Source organism: Pseudomonas sp. CFBP 13727 (genome assembly GCF_014841915.1).
Lineage (GTDB): Bacteria > Pseudomonadota > Gammaproteobacteria > Pseudomonadales > Pseudomonadaceae > Aquipseudomonas > Aquipseudomonas baltica.
Genome location: NZ_JACYUT010000003.1, coordinates 183,461 through 202,263, shown reverse-complemented (window position 1 = coordinate 202,263; position 18,803 = coordinate 183,461). Strand labels below are relative to the sequence as shown.

The window sequence follows — 18,803 nt, the reverse complement described above, 5'->3', positions numbered from 1 at the left end:
GTCGAGGTTTCAACATGAGCGGTACTGTTTTCATCACCGGCGCAACGTCCGGTTTCGGCCGGGCAACGGCCCGTCGTTTTGCGCAGGCAGGCTGGTCGTTGATTCTCACCGGGCGGCGCCTGGAGCGCTTGCATGCCCTGCAGGATGAACTGGTTGCGCGCGTGCCCGTGCATGTCGCCGCCATGGATGTGCGCGATGCCGCGGCCGTCGCCGCAGTGGTCGCCGGCTTGCCCGAGGCTTTCCAGGGCGTGACGGCACTGATCAACAATGCCGGCCTGGCCCTGGCACCCGTGCCGGCGCAGCAGGCCAGCCTCGACGACTGGCACACCATGATCGACACCAACGTCACCGGCCTGGTCAATGTCACCCATGCGGTCCTGCCGGCGCTGTTGGAAACCGGCGCCGGCACCAGCATCATCAACATTGGCTCGATCGCCGGTGCATGCCCCTATCCCGGCAGTCACGTGTATGGCGCGAGCAAGGCCTTCGTCAAACAGTTTTCCTATAACCTGCGCTGCGATTTACTCAGCACGGGCGTACGCGTCACCGACGTGGCCCCCGGCATCGCCGAAACCGAATTCACCCTGGTGCGCACCCAGGGCGACGAGAAGGCTGCAGGCCAGGTGTATCAAGGCACGACCCCACTGACGGCGGACGATATCGCCGAGCAGATTTTCCACGTCGCCACACTGCCCGCCCACATCAATATCAACCGCCTGGAAATGGTCCCCGTGCGCCAGGCCTGGGGACCCTTTGCGATTGACCGCGATTGAACAAGAAGCGTCGTACAACCGGTTTCGGTTTTCAAGACGCCATTGCGCTACACCCCTGCGCCTTGTGCAGGTTCAGCTATCGAACTGCGTGGTCTGCCCACCAATACGGTGCCCGGTCCTGGACATGCGTCCAACCAATACCGGTGCGCTCTGAATAAAACATTGATTGATGGGTAAAACATGAAAAACGCTTGGGGAGCATCACTGTGCATGTTGGGTCTGCTGGGAGCAGGAAGCGTTCATGCACAAGGACCACTGTTGTGGCATGGCGAAAGTGTGTCGTATTTGTATGGCAAGAATTACAACGTCGATCCGGCCATCCAGCAAACCATTACACTGGAACATGCCAGCGCATGGACGTGGGGCGATCTGTTCGCCTTCGTCGACAACAGTTGGTACAACGGCGCCCGGTCCGGCAACGGCAATTACAGTTTGTATGGCGAGTTCAGCCCGCGCTTCAGCGCCGGCAAGCTGCTGGGCCAGGACCTGTCGTTCGGGCCGGTGAAAGACATACTGCTGGCCACCACCTACGAGTTCGGCGATGACGACGTAGACGCTTACCTGATAGGTCCGGGCTTCGATCTGGCCATTCCCGGCTTCGACTATTTCCAGTTGAACTTCTACTACCGCAAACCCGATGGCAACCGCGTCCCGTCAGGCGCCTGGCAGATCACTCCGGCCTGGTCCTACACCCTGCCGCTGGGCAACTCGAACCTGCTGATCGACGGTTTCATCGACTGGGTGGTGAACAACAAGAGCGGCCATGGCAACAACCAGTCCGACTACCACGCCAACCTGCATTTCAACCCCCAGATCAAATATGACCTTGGCAAAAGCCTCGGTTATGAGGCCAAGCATCTGTATGTCGGCGTGGAATACGATTACTGGTCCGACAAATATGGCATCAAGGATGACGGCTCTTTCACCACCGACCAGAACACTGCGAGTTTGTTGGTGAAGTACCAGTTCTAGGTTTCATTGCCGTGCTCGCCAGGTGGTTGACCGGGCACGGCAGGATCGACCAGGCCGCCGAGATTTTCCGCACCTGAACGGCGGCCGTGGCCAAGCGAATATCGAACTTCAATAGCGCATTGATCGCGTTCATGCATCGATTCATGCGAAATCAACAATTACCCTGACGTCCGGTTTACCCGAGAATGCTCTGTTACACCTAGTTACAAACACTCTCGAAAGCGCTGGAGTCACCATGAAATCGTTCGTCAAAACCCTGCCCGCACTGGCCCTCGCCGCCTTTGTGCTAAGTCCTCTCGCCCAAGCCCAAGAGCTGACCGTAATGACTTCCGGTGGCTTCACTGCCGCCTACAAAAGCTTGGCTCCCGGCTACACCAAAGACACTGGTAACACCCTGAACACCCTTCTGGGACCGTCCATGGGCAAGGCCCAGGAAGCCATTCCCAATCGACTGGACCGTGGAGAACACGCCGACGTGGTGATCATGGTGGGCTACGCGCTGGATGAGCTGATCAAGCAGGGCAAGGTCGACGCCAGCTCGCGGGTCGAACTTGCCGATTCGCGCATTGGCCTGGCGGTCAAGGCGGGCGCGGCGAAACCTGCCATCGGCACTGACGCCGAACTCAAGCAGACCTTGCTGGCGGCGAAGTCGGTGGCCTACTCCGACAGCGCCAGTGGCGTCTATATCGAGAAACAGCTGTACAAGAAACTGGGCATCGAAGATCAACTGGCGCCCAAGAGCAAGATGATCGAGCGCATTCCCGTGGCTTCCGTGGTTGCCAAGGGCGACTACCAACTGGGCTTCCAGCAAGTCGCCGAACTGCTGCCGATTCCCGGCATCACCTTCGTTGGCAAGATCCCGGAAGACGTACAATCAGTGACTCGCTATGCCGCCGGCATTCCGAAAAACGCCCAGCATCCCGCCGAAGCCAAACAACTGCTCCAGTACCTGGCCTCACCCGCTGCACAGCAAGCGGTACGTGCCACCGGGCTGGATTCGGTGCCACGCTAAGCGCTCTGGCAGCGGACCAATGATCGTTCGACCTGCGGCGCCTGCGTCTCAGGTCGGGTGACTATTGCGGCCACTGCTCCAGCAAGATCGCGACGAACTTCTCGGCGGCGGGCGACAGCGAGCTGCCCCGTCGCGTGACCAGGCCCAGGGTTCGGTCCACGACCGGTTCGATCAGCGGTACGCTCACCAGGGTGGGATGCTCCCCGGCCGGCATGGCCAGGCTGGGCATCACTGAAATACCCAAGCCGGCCTCCACCAAGCCCAGCGACGTGGACAGATGCTGCACCTCGTAGAACCATTTCAAGCGCCAGGGCAAGCCTGCCAGGGCGTTGTCGAGCAGCATGCGATTGCCGCTCAGCCTGCCGACCCCGATCAGTTGATGGCCCGCCAGTTCGGTCCACTTCACCGACTTGCGGCTCGCCAGCTCATGATCGCGCCGGCAAGCCAGCACGAACGGCTCCTTGACCAGGGCATGGAACTCGATGTCCGGATGCTGGCCGCTCATCATGTTGATACCGAAATCCGCCTCGCCACGCAGAACGGCCTCCAGCCCCTCGTTGGCACTGAGGTCCAGAAGCCTGATGCGAATCTGCGGGTATTGCTGGTTGTAGATACGAATGACCGAAGGCAGGAAATAGAACGCCGCCGTGGGAATGCACGCCAACGTCACCTGCCCTACCTGCCGCTCGGCCAACTCCTTGATGTTGAGAATGGAGTCTTCGAAATCGTCGAGCAGGCGCCGTGCCTTGGGCAGGAAGTCGCGCCCGACGCTGGTCAGGCTGACTCGGCGAGTGGTCCGGTCGAGCAGTGATGTGCCCAGACCTTCTTCAAGCTTCTTGATACGCCGGGTCAGTGCCGGCTGAGAAATGTGCAGCTGATCCGCCGCCTCGTGAAAACTGCCCACTTCGGCGATTTTCACGAATGATCGTATGTCGACCAGCTCATATTGCATGAATTTCGCTCTCCCCTGCCGGAACGCTCCAGCCGCTTGTTTATTTCGTTTGATGGAATAATCGCTACGATATTTGCATTGGATCTAGCAATTCAAGCTGTGTAAATCTTCACTCCAATACATCAATGACGTCCATTGATTACCAGAGTCGTGACTTATGCAACTGATTCCTTGCGTACTGATGCGTGGCGGGACCTCCAAAGGGCCAGTGTTTCTGGCGTCCGATTTACCGGTCAGATCCGACGAGCGCGACGAGATGCTGCTGGACGCGATGGGCTCGGGGCATGAGCTCGAGATCGACGGCATTGGCGGCGGCAGCCCGCAGACCAGCAAGGTGGCCATCGTGTCGCGCTCCGATCACCCGGACGCGGACGTGGACTACCTGTTCGTCCAAGTGATGGTTTCGCAACGACGCGTGGACACCGCGCCCAACTGCGGCAACATGCTCTGCGCAGTCGGCCCGTTCGCCATCGACCAAGGCCTGGTCCAGGCGCAGTCGGGCGTGACCCAAGTACGCATTCGCAACCTCAATACCGGTACGTTCGTCTGCGCCGATGTGTGCACGCCCGACGGCAAGGTCACCTACGAAGGCGATACCGCGATCGACGGTGTACCCGGTACGGCCGCCCCGGTGGGGCTGACCTTTCTCGATGCCGCCGGCAGCAAGACCGGCAAGCTGTTTCCCACCGGTGCCACGGTGGACTGGCTGGGCGACGTACCCGTCACCTGTATCGACATGGCCATGCCGATGATGCTGGTCGAAGCGGCTCAGCTGGGCAAGACCGGCAGCGAAAGCCCGGCTGAACTCGACGCCGACAAGGACTTCCTGCACAAACTGGAAACCCTTCGCCTGCGCGCCGGCCAACTGATGGGGCTGGGTGACGTTACCGACAAAGTCATTCCCAAGCCTGTACTGGTTGCCCCGGCCCAGGCCGGCGGTACGCTGCAGGTGCGCTACTTCATGCCGCACAATTGCCACACGGCGCTGGCCATTACCGGTTCGATCGGCTTGGCGACCGCCTGTGTCACCGACGGCACGGTGCTGGAACGCATGCTCGGCCAGCGCCATGAGAAGCGTCTGACCACTGTGAAGCTCGAACACCCCAGTGGCGCCATCGAAGTCGGCCTGTCTTACGTCGGGCACAATGCCAGCATCGTACGGGCGTCGGTGGTCAGAACCGCGCGCAGGCTGTTCTCAGGCAATGTCCATGTTCCTAATGCTCACCGGCTGGCCGGTTGAGGCAATACCCGCTTCACCCTGATCGACCTGCTTCTGCATCAGCGCAACTCCTCAAATAACTACAAGAGATAACTCATATGCTGGCGCTGTTAGGCTTAGCCATGGTGGTCGTGTTCACCTACCTGATCATGTCCAAACGCTTGTCGCCCATCGTTGCACTGACCGTGGTGCCGATCGTGTTCGCCGTCATTGGCGGGTTCGGCGGATCCACCGGCAAGATGATCCTCGATGGCCTGAAAGTGGTCGCGCCGTCTGCCGCGCTGCTGTTGTTCGCCATCCTGTTCTTCGGCCTGATGATCGACTCCGGCCTGTTCGACCCGCTGATTCGCAAGATTCTCAAGAAGGTCAATGGCGACCCGGTGAAGATCGCCATCGGCACCGCGCTGTTGTCGCTGACCGTTGCGCTGGATGGCGATGGCACCACCACCTACATGATCACCTGCGCGGCCATGTTGCCCCTGTACAAGCGCATCGGCATGAACCCGATGGTCCTGGCCACCGTGGCGATGCTGGCGCTTGGCATCATGAGCGGCATGTCGCCCTGGGGTGGCCCTGCCACCCGAGCCATCGCCGTGCTGGGCATCGACGCGAGCGAGTATTTCATTCCGTTGCTGCCGACCATGGCCGGGGGCGCCGCCTGGGTGGTGTTCACGGCGTACCTGCTGGGCAGGGCCGAGCGCAAGCGCATCGGCAGCGTGCAGCTGCAAAGCGGCGGCGGCGAATGCTATATCGAGGCGATCCTTGGCGATCAACCGTACAAGCGGCCCAAGCTGGTCTGGATCAACCTGCTGCTGGTGATCGGCGTGATGGTGGCGCTGGTGATGGGCCTGGCTCACTCGGCGGTACTGTTTCTGATCGGCTTCGTGCTGGCACTGATGATCAACTACCCGCAACTCGACATCCAGAAAGAACGCATCCTCGCCCATTCCGGCAACGCCATGACGGTGGTGCTGCTGGTGTTTGCAGCGGGTGTATTCGCGGGCATCTTCAGCGGCACCAAGATGGTCGACGCCCTGGCACAGTCGCTGGTCGACATGATTCCGCCGTCCTGGGGCCACCTGTTTCCCCTGGTGGTTGCGGTTACCAGCATGCCGTTGACCTTCGTGCTGTCCAACGACGCCTACTATTTCGGCGTAGTGCCGATCCTGGCCAACGCTGCGGCCGCCTATGGCATCTCCCCCGTGGAAATCGCCCGAGCTTCCATCCTTGGCCAACCGGTGCACCTGATGAGCCCGCTGGTAGCGTCCACGTTATTGCTGGTCGGCATGGTCGACCGCGACATCGGCGACTTTCAGAAGGCAACCGTCAAATGGGCGGTGCTGACCTCCCTGGTAGTGACCGCCCTGGCACTGCTGACAGGTGCAATCACCTTGTTCGCGTGAACCTGATCCCCCGCTATTCATAACAAGAAGAGAGTCCATCTGATGCGTACAACCCTGATCGGCGGGTTCGCCTTGCCGTGCCTGAGCGTATTGCTCCAAGGCTCGGCCCTGGCCCAAGGTTTTATCGAAGACAGCACCTTGAAACTGCAACTACGCAACGTGTACTTCAACGAAAACTTTCGCGATGAAAACGGCCTGAGCGCACGCGCGGCGGCCACTGCCAAAAGCGAGCGAACCGAATGGGCGCAGGGCGTGCTGCTGGACTTCCAATCCGGCTATACCCCAGGCACCGTCGGCGTGGGCTTCGATGCCCTGGGCCTGCTGGGCGTCAAGCTCGACTCCGGTCGCGGCCGCAGCGGCACAGGGCTGCTGCCCGTGCACAGCGATGGCCGCGCCGCCGGCGAGTCGACCAGCCTTGGCCTCACCGCCAAGGCCCGCGTCGCGCAAACCGTGGTCAAGCATGGCACCCTGCTGCCCAAGACCCCGGTACTGGTCTACAACGATGCACGCCTGGTGCCGCAGACCTATCAAGGCACTCAACTCGTCAGCAAGGACTTCGAGGGCTGGCTGCTCACCGCCGGCCAACTCGATCAGTTCAAGCTGCGTGACTCCACAGACAGCCGTTCGATCATCCCCGACGGCTATTCCGGCAAAGAAGGTGGCGACTTCACCTATGCCGGCGCCGACTACACGGTGAACAAGCAGCTGCGACTCAGCTACTTTCGCGGCCAGCTCGATGACTTCTACAGCCAGGACTTCTTCGGCCTGCTGCACACCCTGCCGCTGGGCACCGGCACATTGACCAGCGACCTGCGGTATTTCCTCAGCCGGGACGAAGGCAACCACTATTCCGGACAGATCGACAACGGCATGCTCAGCGGTCAGCTGAGCTTCGCGATTGCGGGCCACACCGTTGCCGCCGGCTACCAGCAGCTGCACGGCGACGGCGGCTTGCCCTACATCAACGGTGCTACCGTGTACTCGTTCAGCAACGTCGGCATCGGCAAATTCATCGAAGAAGATGAAAAGACCTGGCTCGCCAGTTACGGCTACGACTTCAAGCAGCTTGGGATGCCCGGCCTGAGCTTCATGACCCGCTACATCAGCGGCTCGGACGGCAAGTCGGGCCCTGCCGGCGTGAACGAGTGGGAGCGCGACATCGAACTCGCCTACGTGGTACCGGCCGGCACCTTGAAGGGCCTGGGGGTGAAGCTGCGCAACTACGTCTATCGCTCCGACACCGCGCGCGGGCGCGACAGCAATCGGCTGTACCTCACGTATGACATTGCGCTGTGGTAGGTGGGGTTTTACTTGCGGGGTTTGATGCGCGCCGTGGGTTCGGCCACCAGTGGGTTATCCGGCCAATAATGCTTTGGATACCGCCCCTTCAAATCCTTCTTCACTTCCTCGTAGGTGTTGGCCCAGAAACTCGCCAGGTCCTGGGTCACCTGCACCGGTCGCCGCGCCGGTGACAGCAGATGCAACTTCACCGCCTGTCGTCCACCGGCGATGCGCGGGGTTTCAGCCAGGCCGAACAGCTCCTGCAAACGCACCGCCAGAATCGGCGGTTGCTCGCTGTAGTCCAGGCGCACCGACGACCCCGATGGCACGGCGATGTGGGTTGGCGCCAGCTCGTCGAGTTTCTGTGGCAGCGGCCAGGGCAAGCTGTTGCGCAGGATGGAGGACAGGTCGAGCTGGCCGAAGTGGCTGAGGCGTGTGACCTTGCCCAGGTACGGCTGCAGCCAGTGTTCCAGCTGCTGCAACAACGCCGCGTCGCTGACGTCCGGCCAGGGGTTCTGGGTGTCCAGCGCGCGCAGCAGCGCGACCCGCGCCTGCCACTGGCGCAGTTCCGGGGTCCAGGGCAGCAGCTCCAAGCCCTTGCGCCGCACCAGCCCGAGCAGCGCGGTGGCGCGCGCGTCGGCGTCCAGCCCAGGCAGGGGTTCGCGGCTGAGGATCAGTTCACCGACCTTGCGCTGGCGTTCGGCGCGCAACACACCTTCACGTTCGTCCCATTCCAGGTGATCGACGCGGCTGACCTGTTCGGCCAGCACCGTATCGAACAACGCGGGATCGAACTCGGCAGCCAGGTAGATACGTTCTTCGCGCTGTCCCTGGCGGCTGCCCAGGTCGGCGATGACGATCCAGGCCTGTTTCATCAAGCCGTCCACCTCGCCGAACAAGGCAGCGCGGCCGTTGGCAAGGCGGTACTCGGCGCCGCCTTCGCGACGCTGCTGCGCCACGCGATCCGGGTAGGCCAGGGCCAGCAGGCAGCCCAGCCAGCGCGGGTGCGCAGGGTTCTCGACCGGCGTCGCCGGCCTGCCACGCAAGTAGCCGCGGTACTGCCGGGACAACTGCCGTATGCGTTGCACGGCGCCGTGGCTCTGGCGCTGGGCCTTGTGCTCGCCGGACAGCAACACAATACGGCTGTGCAGGTCGGCACCGGCACCGCGCAAAATGTCGCGTTCACCTAACAATGCTGCCACATCGCAGGCCATGTCGCCGAGGCCCAAGGCATGGCCGCGCAACAACAGATGAGCGATGCGCGGGTGCGCCGGCAGCTGCGCCATGGCTTGGCCATGAGGGCTGAGACGGCCGTCGGGCAGGCGTGCGCCGAGGCGCAGCAACAGGTCCTGCGCCTGCGCATACGCCGCGCTGGGCGGCTCGTCCAGCCAGGTCAATTGAGCCGGCTCGACACCCCAGCGTGACAGTTGCAGGGCCAGGCTGGCGAGGTCTGCCTGGAGGATTTCCGGGCTGCCGTAGGCCGCCAACTGGGCGTGCTGGTCTTCGGACCACAACCGATAACACACGCCCGGCTCCAGGCGCCCTGCTCGTCCGGCCCGCTGGGTGGCACTGGCGCGGGAGATGCGCTGGGTATCCAGGCGGGTCATGCCGCTGCCGGGGTCGAAACGCGGCACCCTCGCCAGGCCGGCGTCGATGACTACGCGCACGCCATCGATGGTCAGGCTGGTTTCGGCAATGTTGGTCGCCAGCACGACCTTGCGCTTGCCGGCGGGCGCAGGCTCGATGGCGGCGCGCTGGGCATTGAGATCAAGCTCGCCATGCAGCGGGCACAGCAGCACATTTACATCGCCAGCCAGGGCTTCGGCCAACTGCTGATGCACGCGGCGGATCTCGGCCTGCCCCGGCAGGAACACCAGCAGGCTGCCAGCCTGTTCATCGAGGGCATCGAGGCAGGTCTGCACCACTCGTGGCTCGATGAACTCACCCGGCTGCCACGGCCGCCCCCAGCGCACATCCACCGGGTACATGCGGCCCTCGCTGCGCAACACCGGGGCATCGTCGAGCAATGCCGACAGGCGCTCGCCTTCCAGGGTGGCGGACATCAGCAGGATCTTCAGCGGCGGCTCGTCGCGCAGCAGCTCCCGGCCATTGAGGCTCAAGGCCAGCGCGAGGTCGGCATCCAGACTGCGTTCGTGGTACTCGTCGAAGATCACCAGCCCCACCCCGTCCAGGGCCGGATCATCCTGCAGGCGCCGGGTAAGAATACCCTCGGTCACGACCTCGATACGGGTGTTCGGACCTACCTTGCTGTCCAGCCGAATGCGGTAGCCGACCGTCTCGCCGACCTGTTCGCCCAACTCACTGGCCAGCCGCTCCGCCGCCGCCCGCGCGGCCAGGCGCCGCGGTTCGAGCATGAGAATGGTCTGCCCGGCCAGCCAAGGCTCGTGCAGCAGCGCCAAAGGCACGCGAGTGGTCTTGCCCGCGCCGGGCGGGGCTTCGAGCACCGCTTCATGGCGCTCGGCCAGGGCTTGGCGCAGGGCAGGCAGGACGGCGTCGATGGGTAGCGAGATCATGAAGGCTCCAGGTCGGGAGCGAAGTATAACGCCGCTCCGAGGTGCGGGCGCCGAGCACGTATGGATAGCACGCCAAGGTCAGCGAACTGACCCTCAGGTAACAAGGTCCATCTACTCGGCTTGACCATTTGCTTGTATCGTTGCGGCCTATTTTGCGGAGATTGCCATGCGTATTCCTTCACGTTTGATCGGCGGCGCCGTTGTCGCTGCCCTGGTGACCCAACTGACCGCCTGCGGCACCCTGTTCTGGCCGGATCGGCGCGGGCAGATCGAAGGGCGTATCGACCCTGTGGTGGCCGCGCTGGACGCCATCGGCATCCTCTTCTATGTGCTGCCTGGGCTGATTGCCTTCGGTGTGGACTTCGCCACCGGCGCGATCTACCTCAACGACGGCAAGACCGCGCAGGTAGCGCCGGAAAAGCTGCAGCATGCGATTGATCGCGACGGCAAGGTCGATAACCTGAAGCTGCAGGCCATCCTGGAAACCGAGCTGGGCCGCAGTTTGCCGCTCGACGATCCGCGCCTGATCCAGCACACCGGCAGCGTCGAACAGCTGGCCATGTATGGCTTGAAGCCGGTCATCTAGGGATTTGTAATGGCAACCAGCAAGGAACACGCACGCCTGCTCCGACTGGCGACAAGGGCGTCACTGGCGGTCGCCAGCATTCTCATCGTGGCCAAGGCCGTTGCCTGGTGGCTCAGTGGTTCGGTGAGTCTGCTGGCGGGGCTCACCGATTCGGTGCTGGATGGCGCGGCGTCGTTTCTCAACCTGCTGGCGGTGCACTATGCGCTGCGTCCGGCCGATGACGATCATCGGTATGGACACGGCAAGGCCGAGGCTCTGGCGGGGATGGCCCAGGCGTTGTTCATCGGTTCTAGCGCGGTGTTGATCGGGTACCAGGCATGGAAACAGCTGCAGGACCCGCAGCCGCTGGGCGCGGCCGGGGTGGGCATCGCGGTGATGATTCTTTCGCTGGCGCTGACCGTGGCGCTGCTGGCCCTGCAATACAAGGTCGTTCGCGAAACCGGTTCGACCGCCGTGCGGGCGGACTCGCTGCACTACCGTTCCGACTTGCTGCTCAATGGCAGCATTTTAGTAGCGCTGGTCCTGGCCAGCTACGGTTGGCCGCAGCTGGATGCTTTCTTTGGCCTGGGCATTGCGCTGTACATCTTGTGGAGCGCGGTGCAGATCGCTCGCGAAAGCACGGCGATTCTGATGGACAAGGAGTTGCCAGTGGATGTCAGTGAACAGATGCTGGCGCTGGCGTGCGATGTGCCGGGCGTGCTTGGCGCCCATGACCTGCGCACGCGCATGTCGGGCAATCATTGGTTCGTGCAGTTGCATCTCGAGTTGCCGGGGCAGCTGTCGCTGGCCGAGGCCCATGGCATCTGCGAGAGCGTGGAAGTTGCCATTGAAAGCCGGTATCCACGTGCCGAAGTGCTGGTTCACGCAGACCCCATTTGAGAGAAGCGCGGTCAGCCTGCAAAACCGCAGTGTCCCCGGACGCGGCTCGCGCCGCTGCTACAGGGGATCTCGGCACCACGTAAACCCATGCCGCGTGCCGACAAAACGCGATGCCTGTAGCAGCGGCGCAAGCCGCGTCGGCAGCGAATGCAGTGTCTCAGGCAAAACGCGATACCTGTAGCAGCGGCGCAAGCCGCGTCGGCGACGAATGCGGTATGTCAGCCAAAACGCAGTCCCCGTAGCAGCGGCGCAAGCCGCGTCGGCGGCCGATGCGGTATGTCAGCCAAAACGCAGTCCCCGTAGCAGCGGCGCGAGCCGCGTCGGCGGTGGATGCGATGTGTCAGCCAGAACGCGGTGCCCCATTGCAGCGCTGCAAGGCCTATCAATTCACCGTGTACCCACGTGACGCGAAGCAATTGGCCAGGCTCTGCCGGTACACGCTGACCACTTCCGGCGACGGCGCATAGGTAGCACTGGCTGGGTCGAAGCGGCTCTGTTCGACAGCCCAGCGCTTGCACTCGTATTGATCCTGAGCGATCTGCTGCGGACTCTGGCCCTGGGCCGGATAGGCTGCGACGTCATAGTTGGTCAAGGTCGGCGCTGGTTGCGGGGTGCTGGCATTCACTGGGGGATTAACCACCACGTATTCCTGGGTATTGTCGGCCCATTGATAGTAGGTACCGGCCGCGACGAAGAACACCGAACTACCGATCCACATGCGCTGGGCGTAGTCGGGCAAGACGCGCACCCGAACGCCGCGCGGCGGCTCGATCACCACGTATTGCGGACCCTGCGGCCGATACCAGTACCCACCGGAGTAGTAGTAATCCTGCCCCCGATACGGCACGCGATAATTCTGGCCGGGGAAGCGATCAATCACCTGCCCCGGACGATACTGCGGGCCAGGCCCCCAACCACCGCCGTGGCCGCCGGGCCAACGGTCTCGACCGCCCTCCCAGCGCCTGTCGTTGTCGCGCCGCAGGTCTGGATAACTGCCGCGCAGCGGCGCCTGGGTCTGGCGCACTGCGTCGGGCTTGCCGATGATCGGCGGCCGATTGTCCTGCTGGCCACCTTCGGGACGACCCTGATCCGGGCGACCCTGTTCTGGACGACCCTGCTCCGGCTGGTTGCCTTGCCACTGGTTCTGGCTGCCGCCGCCTGGCCGACCTTGCCACTGGCCCTGATTGCCTTGCGGCGGTCGCCCCTGCCACTGACCCTGATTGCCACCTTGCTGTGGGCGGTACTGCCCACCGCCTTGCGGCTGCCCAGGCCCGGCATTACCCCCTCCCTGCCCACGCTGGCCACCATTGGAACTGCCGCGCAACTGGTCTTGCGGGCCTTCCGCATACGCAGGCGCGCCCACAGCCAGGCAGAGCACAGCGACACCGGCCATACGCCATAGGGGCAAGTTCATGCTGTTCCTCGTAGAAAAAGGGGGCGACCCAGTATCAGACTGACAAACCCGAACGCGGTTCTGTGAAGATCCCGTCAGGTGCCTGCAAAGGATATCGGCACGTACCGCGCGTTCATGACCGCACGCCAGGCACCGGTCACACATATTTCGCAGACGAAAAAAGAGGAGACCCGCAGGCCTCCTCTCGCGAAACTGTGTCCTTGCTCGACGCTTGTGACGTCGGCTCACCTCACGCTGCCTTCTGGGCCGCATGCAGCCCGGGGGCCAGCGCGACCCCGGTGGGGGCGGTGGCCGCAATTCGCTTGATTCAGCGGATCGCAGTGGACGTGTGTCCGGGCAGTGATTCTGTGAATAACAATAGCGCCACGGACGCAGCAGCCGATTGCGAACATTGCTGATTTACACAGCACTTGCGCAATTTTTGCCTTCGGATAGATAATTTGCCGCAACGCAAAACACGAAGGCAGATTTGATGAGCAAGCTTGATCGCTATGACCTGAGCATTCTGGCGGAACTGCAGCGTGACGCGCGCATTTCCAACCAGGAACTGGCCGAACGCATCGGTCTCTCGCCGTCGCCCTGCTCACGGCGCGTCAAGCAGCTCGAAGACGACGGCTACATTTCCCGTCAGGTCGCCCTGCTGGACCGCAAGAAGCTGGGGTTGAGCCTGACTGCCTACGTGCTGATCGGCATGGACCGGCACACGCCGGAACGCTTCGAAACCTTCGAAGCGGCGATTCGCGGACTGCCTCAGGTACTCGAATGCAGCCTGGTGACCGGGATGGATGCCGACTATCAGCTCAAGGTGGTGGTGCCGGACATGGACCACTACCAGAAGCTGCTGCTGGGCCACCTGACGCGGATCGAGGGCGTCACCAGCGTGCGTTCCAGCTTCGTTCTCAACCAGGTCATGGCCAGCACTGAACTGCCGTTGACCCATCTACGCTGAGCTTCAGGCCTGAGCCAGACTTGAAGCTCCTTCGCGGGTAGAACCCGCTCCCACAGGGGTGCAGGCTGGCTAGAGACTGGCCGGCACCTCGCGCCACTCGCCCTGCCCCAGGCCCTCGAGGCTCCAGTCGCCGATGCGCACCCGCACCAGGCGCAGGGTCGGCAGGCCCACCGCCGCCGTCATGCGCCGCACCTGACGGTTGCGCCCCTCTTTGATCACCAGCTCCAGCCAATGGGTAGGTATGCTCTTGCGAAAGCGCACGGGCGGATCGCGCGGCCACAGGTCCGGCTCGTCCAGCAGCCGCGCTTGCGCCGGCAGAGTCATGCCATCGTTGAGCTCGACCCCGGTGCGCAGACGCTGCAACTGGTCTTCGTCGGGTACGCCTTCCACCTGCACCCAATAGGTCTTGGCCAGCTTGTGCTTCGGGTCGGCAATGCGCGCCTGCAACTGGCCGTCGTTGGTCAGCAACAGCAGCCCCTCGCTGTCACGGTCCAGGCGACCGGCCGGATAGACCCCGGCAATGTCGATGAAATCCTTCAGCGTCGCCCGCCCTTCACCGTCGCTGAACTGGGTCAGCACATCGAACGGCTTGTTGAACAGCACCAGCCGCGGTTGGGCCGGCGGGGCTTTGGCCACACGGCGGCCGCTGGTGGGTGGACGTTTGTTGAAGCGAGGAGGAAGAGGCATGACGAAGCGGCTTTCGGGCTGGCAAGGGCGCTCATGCTAGAGGCCCTTGCCAGCCACGGCAAACCTGTCAGCGGAACGGCGGCTCGTCGAAGCTGCGCAGCTTGCGTGAGTGCAGCGAATTGAGCTGGGTACGCAGCAGGTTCAAGGCCGTGATGCCGATGTTCAGATGCTGGCTGACCGCGCGGTTGTAGAACGCGTTGGCCGAGCCCGGCAGCTTGATCTCACTGTGCAACGGCTTGTCCGACACGCACAGCAGAGTGCCGTACGGCACCCGCAGGCGATAACCCTGGGCGGCAATGGTGCCGCTCTCCATGTCCACCGCCACGGCGCGCGACAGATTGATCAGCGGTCGCTCCTGGGCCCAGCGCAGCTCCCAGTTGCGGTCATCGTAGGTCAGCACGGTGCCGGTGCGCAGGCGCTTCTTGAGGTCGTCGCCACGCTCGCCGGTGACCTGTGCCGCCGCTTCCTGCAATGCCAGCTGCACTTCGGCCAGGGCCGGAATGGGGATGTTCGGTGGCAGGACGCGATCGAGAATGCCGTCCTGGCGCATGTAGGCGTGGGCCAGCACATAGTCGCCGATGGTCTGCGACTGTCGCAGGCCACCGCAGTGGCCGATCATCAGCCAGCAATGCGGGCGCAGCACGGCCAGGTGGTCGGTGATGTTCTTGGCGTTCGAAGGGCCGACGCCGATGTTCACCAGGGTCACGCCGTCGCCGTCCTCGGCAATCAGGTGATACGCCGGCATCTGATAGCGGTGCCATACCACGCTGGCCACCAGCGCCTGGGCCTCGCCGTTGTCCATGCTCTTTTCGATGATCACATTGCCGGGCATCACCAGGCGCACGAAGCGCGGGTCGTTGCGCAGCTGTTCCAGGCCGTGGGTGACGAACTGGTCGACGTAGCGATGGTAGTTGGTCAGCAGGATCCACGGCTGCACGTGCTTCCAGTCGCTGCCGGTGTAGTGGATCAGGCGACGCAGGGAGAAATCCACCCGCGCGGCGTCGAACAGCGCCAACGGCAGCGGATCGGCAGTGGCCCAGTCGTACAGGCCGTCGGCGATGCCGTCGGTGGCGGCAGACAGGTCGGTGCTGGGGAACACCCGCGCCAGAGCGGCCGCGGTCACACCGCTGCCGGCCAGCTCGTCGCCCTGGTCGACGACATAGGGATAAGGGATGTTCTGCTCGCTGACACCGACTTCGATGGTGACCGCGAAGTCGCGCATCAGCGGCCGCAACTGGTCCAGCAGATAACCGCGGAAGGCGGCCGGCTGGGTCACGGTTACCGAGTACACGCCAGGCAGGTTGACCTTGGCGTAGGCTCGGGTGATGGCAGGCAGTTCGCCGCCGTAGGCGTAGGTCAGGCGCAGTTCAGGGTAGCGAAACAGATCGCGCTCGGCCGCATCCGGCTCGCTGCGATCCTTAAGGTAGCGCTTGAGCGCCTGGCTCAAGGCGCGAGTGGCCCGTTCGTGCAGTTCTGCCAACCGATCCACGGCTTGTTCGGCAGTTTGCACAACTACGAAGTCTGGAGCATTACTCATGGGGCATGTCCTGGCTGATCTGGCAGGCTTGCATCTTGCCTGCAATGCCGACGAAAGGCACCCCCGGTGCGACGGCGTTGGTTACGCCGGGGCAGCGCCGGGGGGCGCATCTGCAATCGGTGGCGACACAGGCTTGGGATGGCTGAGGATGCAGCCGTGCAGAACCGCCTGAAGCTCTTCGAAGCGTACCGGGCGCGCCAGGCAGATCGATACCCCGGCAGCCAGGCACGCCTCGCGCCGGGCCTGGCCGGGTTCGGTGATCGCCAGCACCGGCAATTGCTCGCACCCCGGCACGCTGCGCAGTTCGCGGGTGGTGTGCAGAGCGCTCTCTGCGGGCAGGCTGTGCTCGATGAGCACGGCATCGAAACGCTCGCGAGCCAGCAGGGCCAGCGCACCGGCGCCGTCCTCGGCGGTGCGCACGCGGTAGCCGAGCTTGAGCAGCATGGCCCGCACCACCAACTGGTCGACGCTGTTGGCGTCCACCAGCAATACGGTGCATTCATGGGCGGCGCGCTGCGCGCCAAGGGCACCGGCGCGGGTGCTCAAGGCACGGCCCGGATGCGCTTCGACAACCCCCAGGCGCACGCTCAGTTCGAAACAGCTGCCGCGTCCGGGCTCGGACTGATGATGAAGCTGCCCGCCTACCAGCTCGGCCAGCTGCCGACAGATCGCCAGGCCTATACCCAATCCGCCGTACTCGCGGGTCACCGAGCCGTCGAGCTGGTAGAAGCGTTGGTAGAGGGTCTCTTCGTCGCGATGACTGAAACCGATGCCGCTGTCGCTGACCGTGAAGGTTATCTGCAGGTGATCACTTGCTGGCTCGCCGCCACTGACGCGCACATTGACACTGCCTTCGCGGGTGAACTTGATGCCGTTGTCGATCAGGCAGCCCAGGCACAGGGCAAGCTTCTGCGAATCGCCCTGCAGGCGGTCGGGCAGACCGGCTACGCGCTCCACGGTGAACGCCAGCCCCTTGCTCTGGGCCTGGCGGCTGAATTGCATCTGCATGCTGTCCAGCAGCGCCTGCAGGCTGAACGGTTCGTTGCGCGGATAGAGCCGCCCGGCCTGCAGCTCGGTGAGGATCAGGATGTCGTCGACCATGCGCATCATGTGCCGCGCCGAACCTGCCGCGGTGTGCTGGTACTGCGCCAGCTCCGGCCCCATGGGCACGGTCTGCATCAGTTCCAGGGAGCCGATCACGCCATTCATCGGGGTGCGCAGCTCATGGGTGACGGTGGCGAGAAATTCGTCCTTGAGCCGGTTGCTGGCCGCCAGTTCCTGGTTCGCCTGCTCAAGCTTCAGCCCGGCTTCCTTCAAGGTCTGCGCCTGCTGGTCGCGCAGCACATTGATCCGGTCGGCCAGGGCCAGCGACAGCAGGCCGACCTCCAGCGCCGAACCGATCTGGCTGGCGTACATGGTGATGAACACATTGGGCAGATAGCCCAGCACCATCAGGGTATTGACGATGCCGCCCAGCAGGAACGCGCTCCAGGCAATGATGAAGTAACGCGCCAGCCGCATGCCACGCAGCCAGGCGAGGATGCCAGCGGAGAAGATCACCACGGTGAAACACAGCGCCAGCAACGTGGCCAGGCGCAATGCCAAGGCGTAGCTGGTCGACAGCGACAGCACCATGACCACGGCGCCGTAGACCATCAGGCCGAGCAGTAGTCGATCCATCCAGCGGCTGTGCCGCGCCGTCTGCAGGAAGCTGCGCGAGAACTGGCAACCGAAGAAGCCGGCCGCGCCAATGAAGAACGGCGTGGCCGCGTTGGCCCACCATGGGTTGTCGGGCCAGAAATACTCGACCCCGGCACCGTTCACTGACACCTGATACAGGCCGAACGACGCGATATAGACGATGTAGTACAGGTAGCTGCGATCACGCACGCTGAGGAAGATGAACAGGTTGTACACCAGCATGCCCAGCAGCACGCCGTAGATCAGCCCGAGCACGTACAGCCTTGAAGGTTGTGCCTCGAGGTACGCGTTGGCCGACCACAGGCTGACCGGCGCCTGCACCGAGCCCTGGCTGTGCAGGCGCAGATACACGGTCTTCGCTTCACCTGGCTGGAACGGCAGTTCGAACAAGTAGTTGTTCTGTTTGATCTGGCGGCTGGCATACGGCAAGGCATCGCCGGTTCGCTGCACCGAGTGGTACTGGCCGGCGGCATCGGGCAAGAACAGTTCCAGATGGTCCATGGGCGGATAGGCCAGCTCCAGCAACCAGCTGTGCGATGATCCGTCGGCGCGCGGTACATAGCGCAGATCGATGCGCAGCCAGTACACGGACTGCGAGTAACCGGCATTGAGCACGTCGCTGTGATGCTGACGAAAGGCAGGGGCCAGGTCGGTGGTGATCTGCTCGATGGTGGCGTCGCCCGACACATCTTCGTAGACCTGCATCGTGCGGCCCAGGGCGAGGCTGCGGGTGGTCTCGTCGAAGTCGACCGCACCTGCCAGCATGGGCAGCCAGGCCATTATCAAGATAAGCAAATAGCGCATGGTGCCTTCGGGATGTGTTGCAGCGTAGTGTCAATATGATACATACCCCCCCTGCAAAGCGCGAACGCCGGTCGCCAACGCAGACCGTCAGACACGCGCA

At 63.3% G+C, this 18,803-nt stretch carries 15 protein-coding genes; 9 read left to right on the top strand and 6 right to left on the bottom strand.

The window, feature by feature from the left end; all coding sequences use genetic code 11:
• Positions 1–14: 14 nt before the first annotated feature.
• From IFT76_RS11555 to IFT76_RS11545, 3 genes are all read left to right on the top strand, one after another.
• Positions 15–773, top strand: coding sequence for an SDR family NAD(P)-dependent oxidoreductase (locus tag IFT76_RS11555; RefSeq protein ID WP_192058471.1), 759 nt, complete (start codon positions 15–17; stop codon positions 771–773).
• Positions 774–953: 180 nt separating this feature from the next.
• On the top strand, positions 954–1,745 hold the full coding sequence (locus IFT76_RS11550; protein WP_192058469.1) for an outer membrane protein OmpK: 792 nt from the start codon (positions 954–956) through the stop codon (positions 1,743–1,745).
• Between the two features lie 235 nt (positions 1,746–1,980).
• Positions 1,981–2,757 carry a substrate-binding domain-containing protein gene (locus tag IFT76_RS11545; protein ID WP_192058467.1) on the top strand — a complete coding sequence of 259 codons (777 nt, stop codon included), beginning with the start codon at positions 1,981–1,983 and terminating at the stop codon, positions 2,755–2,757.
• 61 nt (positions 2,758–2,818) lie between these two features.
• Here the strand turns inward: IFT76_RS11545 and IFT76_RS11540 are convergent, their stop codons facing one another.
• A complete protein-coding gene (locus IFT76_RS11540; protein ID WP_043192710.1) occupies positions 2,819–3,709 on the bottom strand; it encodes a LysR family transcriptional regulator in 891 nt (296 codons plus the stop codon).
• A 157-nt stretch (positions 3,710–3,866) separates the two neighbouring features.
• On the opposite strand from IFT76_RS11540, the gene IFT76_RS11535 reads away from it, so the two are divergent.
• The 3 genes from IFT76_RS11535 (at position 3,867) to IFT76_RS11525 (ending at position 7,630) form a co-directional block, all read left to right on the top strand.
• The gene (locus tag IFT76_RS11535; RefSeq protein WP_192058466.1) at positions 3,867–4,949 is read left to right on the top strand and encodes a 4-oxalomesaconate tautomerase; all 1,083 of its coding nucleotides are present in this window, start codon (positions 3,867–3,869) and stop codon (positions 4,947–4,949) included.
• A gap of 77 nt (positions 4,950–5,026) precedes the next feature.
• Positions 5,027–6,331, top strand: a complete 1,305-nt coding sequence (locus IFT76_RS11530) for a CitMHS family transporter (protein ID WP_192054825.1) — start codon at positions 5,027–5,029, stop codon at positions 6,329–6,331.
• A gap of 42 nt (positions 6,332–6,373) precedes the next feature.
• A complete protein-coding gene (locus IFT76_RS11525; protein ID WP_192058464.1) occupies positions 6,374–7,630 on the top strand; it encodes an OprD family porin in 1,257 nt (418 codons plus the stop codon).
• Between the two features lie 8 nt (positions 7,631–7,638).
• On the opposite strand, the gene hrpB is transcribed toward IFT76_RS11525, so the two are convergent.
• Positions 7,639–10,146 (bottom strand): ATP-dependent helicase HrpB, encoded by a 2,508-nt coding sequence (gene hrpB / locus IFT76_RS11520; RefSeq protein WP_192058463.1) that lies wholly within the window; start codon positions 10,144–10,146, stop codon positions 7,639–7,641.
• Between the two features lie 166 nt (positions 10,147–10,312).
• On the opposite strand from hrpB, the gene IFT76_RS11515 reads away from it, so the two are divergent.
• Positions 10,313–10,732, top strand: a complete 420-nt coding sequence (locus IFT76_RS11515; RefSeq protein ID WP_192058461.1) for a polyribonucleotide nucleotidyltransferase — start codon at positions 10,313–10,315, stop codon at positions 10,730–10,732.
• A gap of 9 nt (positions 10,733–10,741) precedes the next feature.
• Complete coding sequence (locus IFT76_RS11510) at positions 10,742–11,611, top strand: cation diffusion facilitator family transporter (protein WP_122475480.1); 870 nt, start codon at positions 10,742–10,744, stop codon at positions 11,609–11,611.
• A gap of 382 nt (positions 11,612–11,993) precedes the next feature.
• On the opposite strand, the gene IFT76_RS11505 is transcribed toward IFT76_RS11510, so the two are convergent.
• Positions 11,994–13,025, bottom strand: coding sequence for a DUF6515 family protein (locus IFT76_RS11505; protein WP_192058459.1), 1,032 nt, complete (start codon positions 13,023–13,025; stop codon positions 11,994–11,996).
• A gap of 472 nt (positions 13,026–13,497) precedes the next feature.
• Here IFT76_RS11505 and IFT76_RS11500 point away from each other — a divergent pair, with 472 nt between their 5' ends.
• A complete protein-coding gene (locus IFT76_RS11500; RefSeq protein ID WP_122475484.1) occupies positions 13,498–13,974 on the top strand; it encodes an Lrp/AsnC family transcriptional regulator in 477 nt (158 codons plus the stop codon).
• A 69-nt stretch (positions 13,975–14,043) separates the two neighbouring features.
• Here IFT76_RS11500 and IFT76_RS11495 read toward each other — a convergent pair whose 3' ends face one another.
• The 3 genes from IFT76_RS11495 to IFT76_RS11485 all read right to left on the bottom strand — a co-directional run bounded on the left by IFT76_RS11495 (position 14,044) and on the right by IFT76_RS11485 (position 18,703).
• Complete coding sequence (locus IFT76_RS11495) at positions 14,044–14,610, bottom strand: pseudouridine synthase (protein WP_192058753.1); 567 nt, start codon at positions 14,608–14,610, stop codon at positions 14,044–14,046.
• Between the two features lie 118 nt (positions 14,611–14,728).
• Entirely contained in the window at positions 14,729–16,198 is a 1,470-nt protein-coding gene (gene amn, locus IFT76_RS11490) for an AMP nucleosidase (RefSeq protein WP_192058457.1), read from the bottom strand.
• Between the two features lie 81 nt (positions 16,199–16,279).
• On the bottom strand, positions 16,280–18,703 hold the full coding sequence (locus IFT76_RS11485) for a hybrid sensor histidine kinase/response regulator (protein ID WP_192058456.1): 2,424 nt from the start codon (positions 18,701–18,703) through the stop codon (positions 16,280–16,282).
• Positions 18,704–18,803 lie beyond the last annotated feature (100 nt).

Coding starts and splice junctions, on each gene's coding strand:
- hrpB (WP_192058463.1), bottom strand. CDS start 10,146: ATGATCTCGCTACCCATCGACGCCGTCCTGCCTGCCCTGCGCCAAGCC.
- IFT76_RS11485 (WP_192058456.1), bottom strand. CDS start 18,703: ATGCGCTATTTGCTTATCTTGATAATGGCCTGGCTGCCCATGCTGGCA.
- IFT76_RS11545 (WP_192058467.1), top strand. CDS start 1,981: ATGAAATCGTTCGTCAAAACCCTGCCCGCACTGGCCCTCGCCGCCTTT.
- IFT76_RS11555 (WP_192058471.1), top strand. CDS start 15: ATGAGCGGTACTGTTTTCATCACCGGCGCAACGTCCGGTTTCGGCCGG.
- IFT76_RS11515 (WP_192058461.1), top strand. CDS start 10,313: ATGCGTATTCCTTCACGTTTGATCGGCGGCGCCGTTGTCGCTGCCCTG.
- amn (WP_192058457.1), bottom strand. CDS start 16,198: ATGAGTAATGCTCCAGACTTCGTAGTTGTGCAAACTGCCGAACAAGCC.
- IFT76_RS11540 (WP_043192710.1), bottom strand. CDS start 3,709: ATGCAATATGAGCTGGTCGACATACGATCATTCGTGAAAATCGCCGAA.
- IFT76_RS11525 (WP_192058464.1), top strand. CDS start 6,374: ATGCGTACAACCCTGATCGGCGGGTTCGCCTTGCCGTGCCTGAGCGTA.
- IFT76_RS11550 (WP_192058469.1), top strand. CDS start 954: ATGAAAAACGCTTGGGGAGCATCACTGTGCATGTTGGGTCTGCTGGGA.
- IFT76_RS11505 (WP_192058459.1), bottom strand. CDS start 13,025: ATGAACTTGCCCCTATGGCGTATGGCCGGTGTCGCTGTGCTCTGCCTG.
- IFT76_RS11530 (WP_192054825.1), top strand. CDS start 5,027: ATGCTGGCGCTGTTAGGCTTAGCCATGGTGGTCGTGTTCACCTACCTG.
- IFT76_RS11535 (WP_192058466.1), top strand. CDS start 3,867: ATGCAACTGATTCCTTGCGTACTGATGCGTGGCGGGACCTCCAAAGGG.
- IFT76_RS11500 (WP_122475484.1), top strand. CDS start 13,498: ATGAGCAAGCTTGATCGCTATGACCTGAGCATTCTGGCGGAACTGCAG.
- IFT76_RS11510 (WP_122475480.1), top strand. CDS start 10,742: ATGGCAACCAGCAAGGAACACGCACGCCTGCTCCGACTGGCGACAAGG.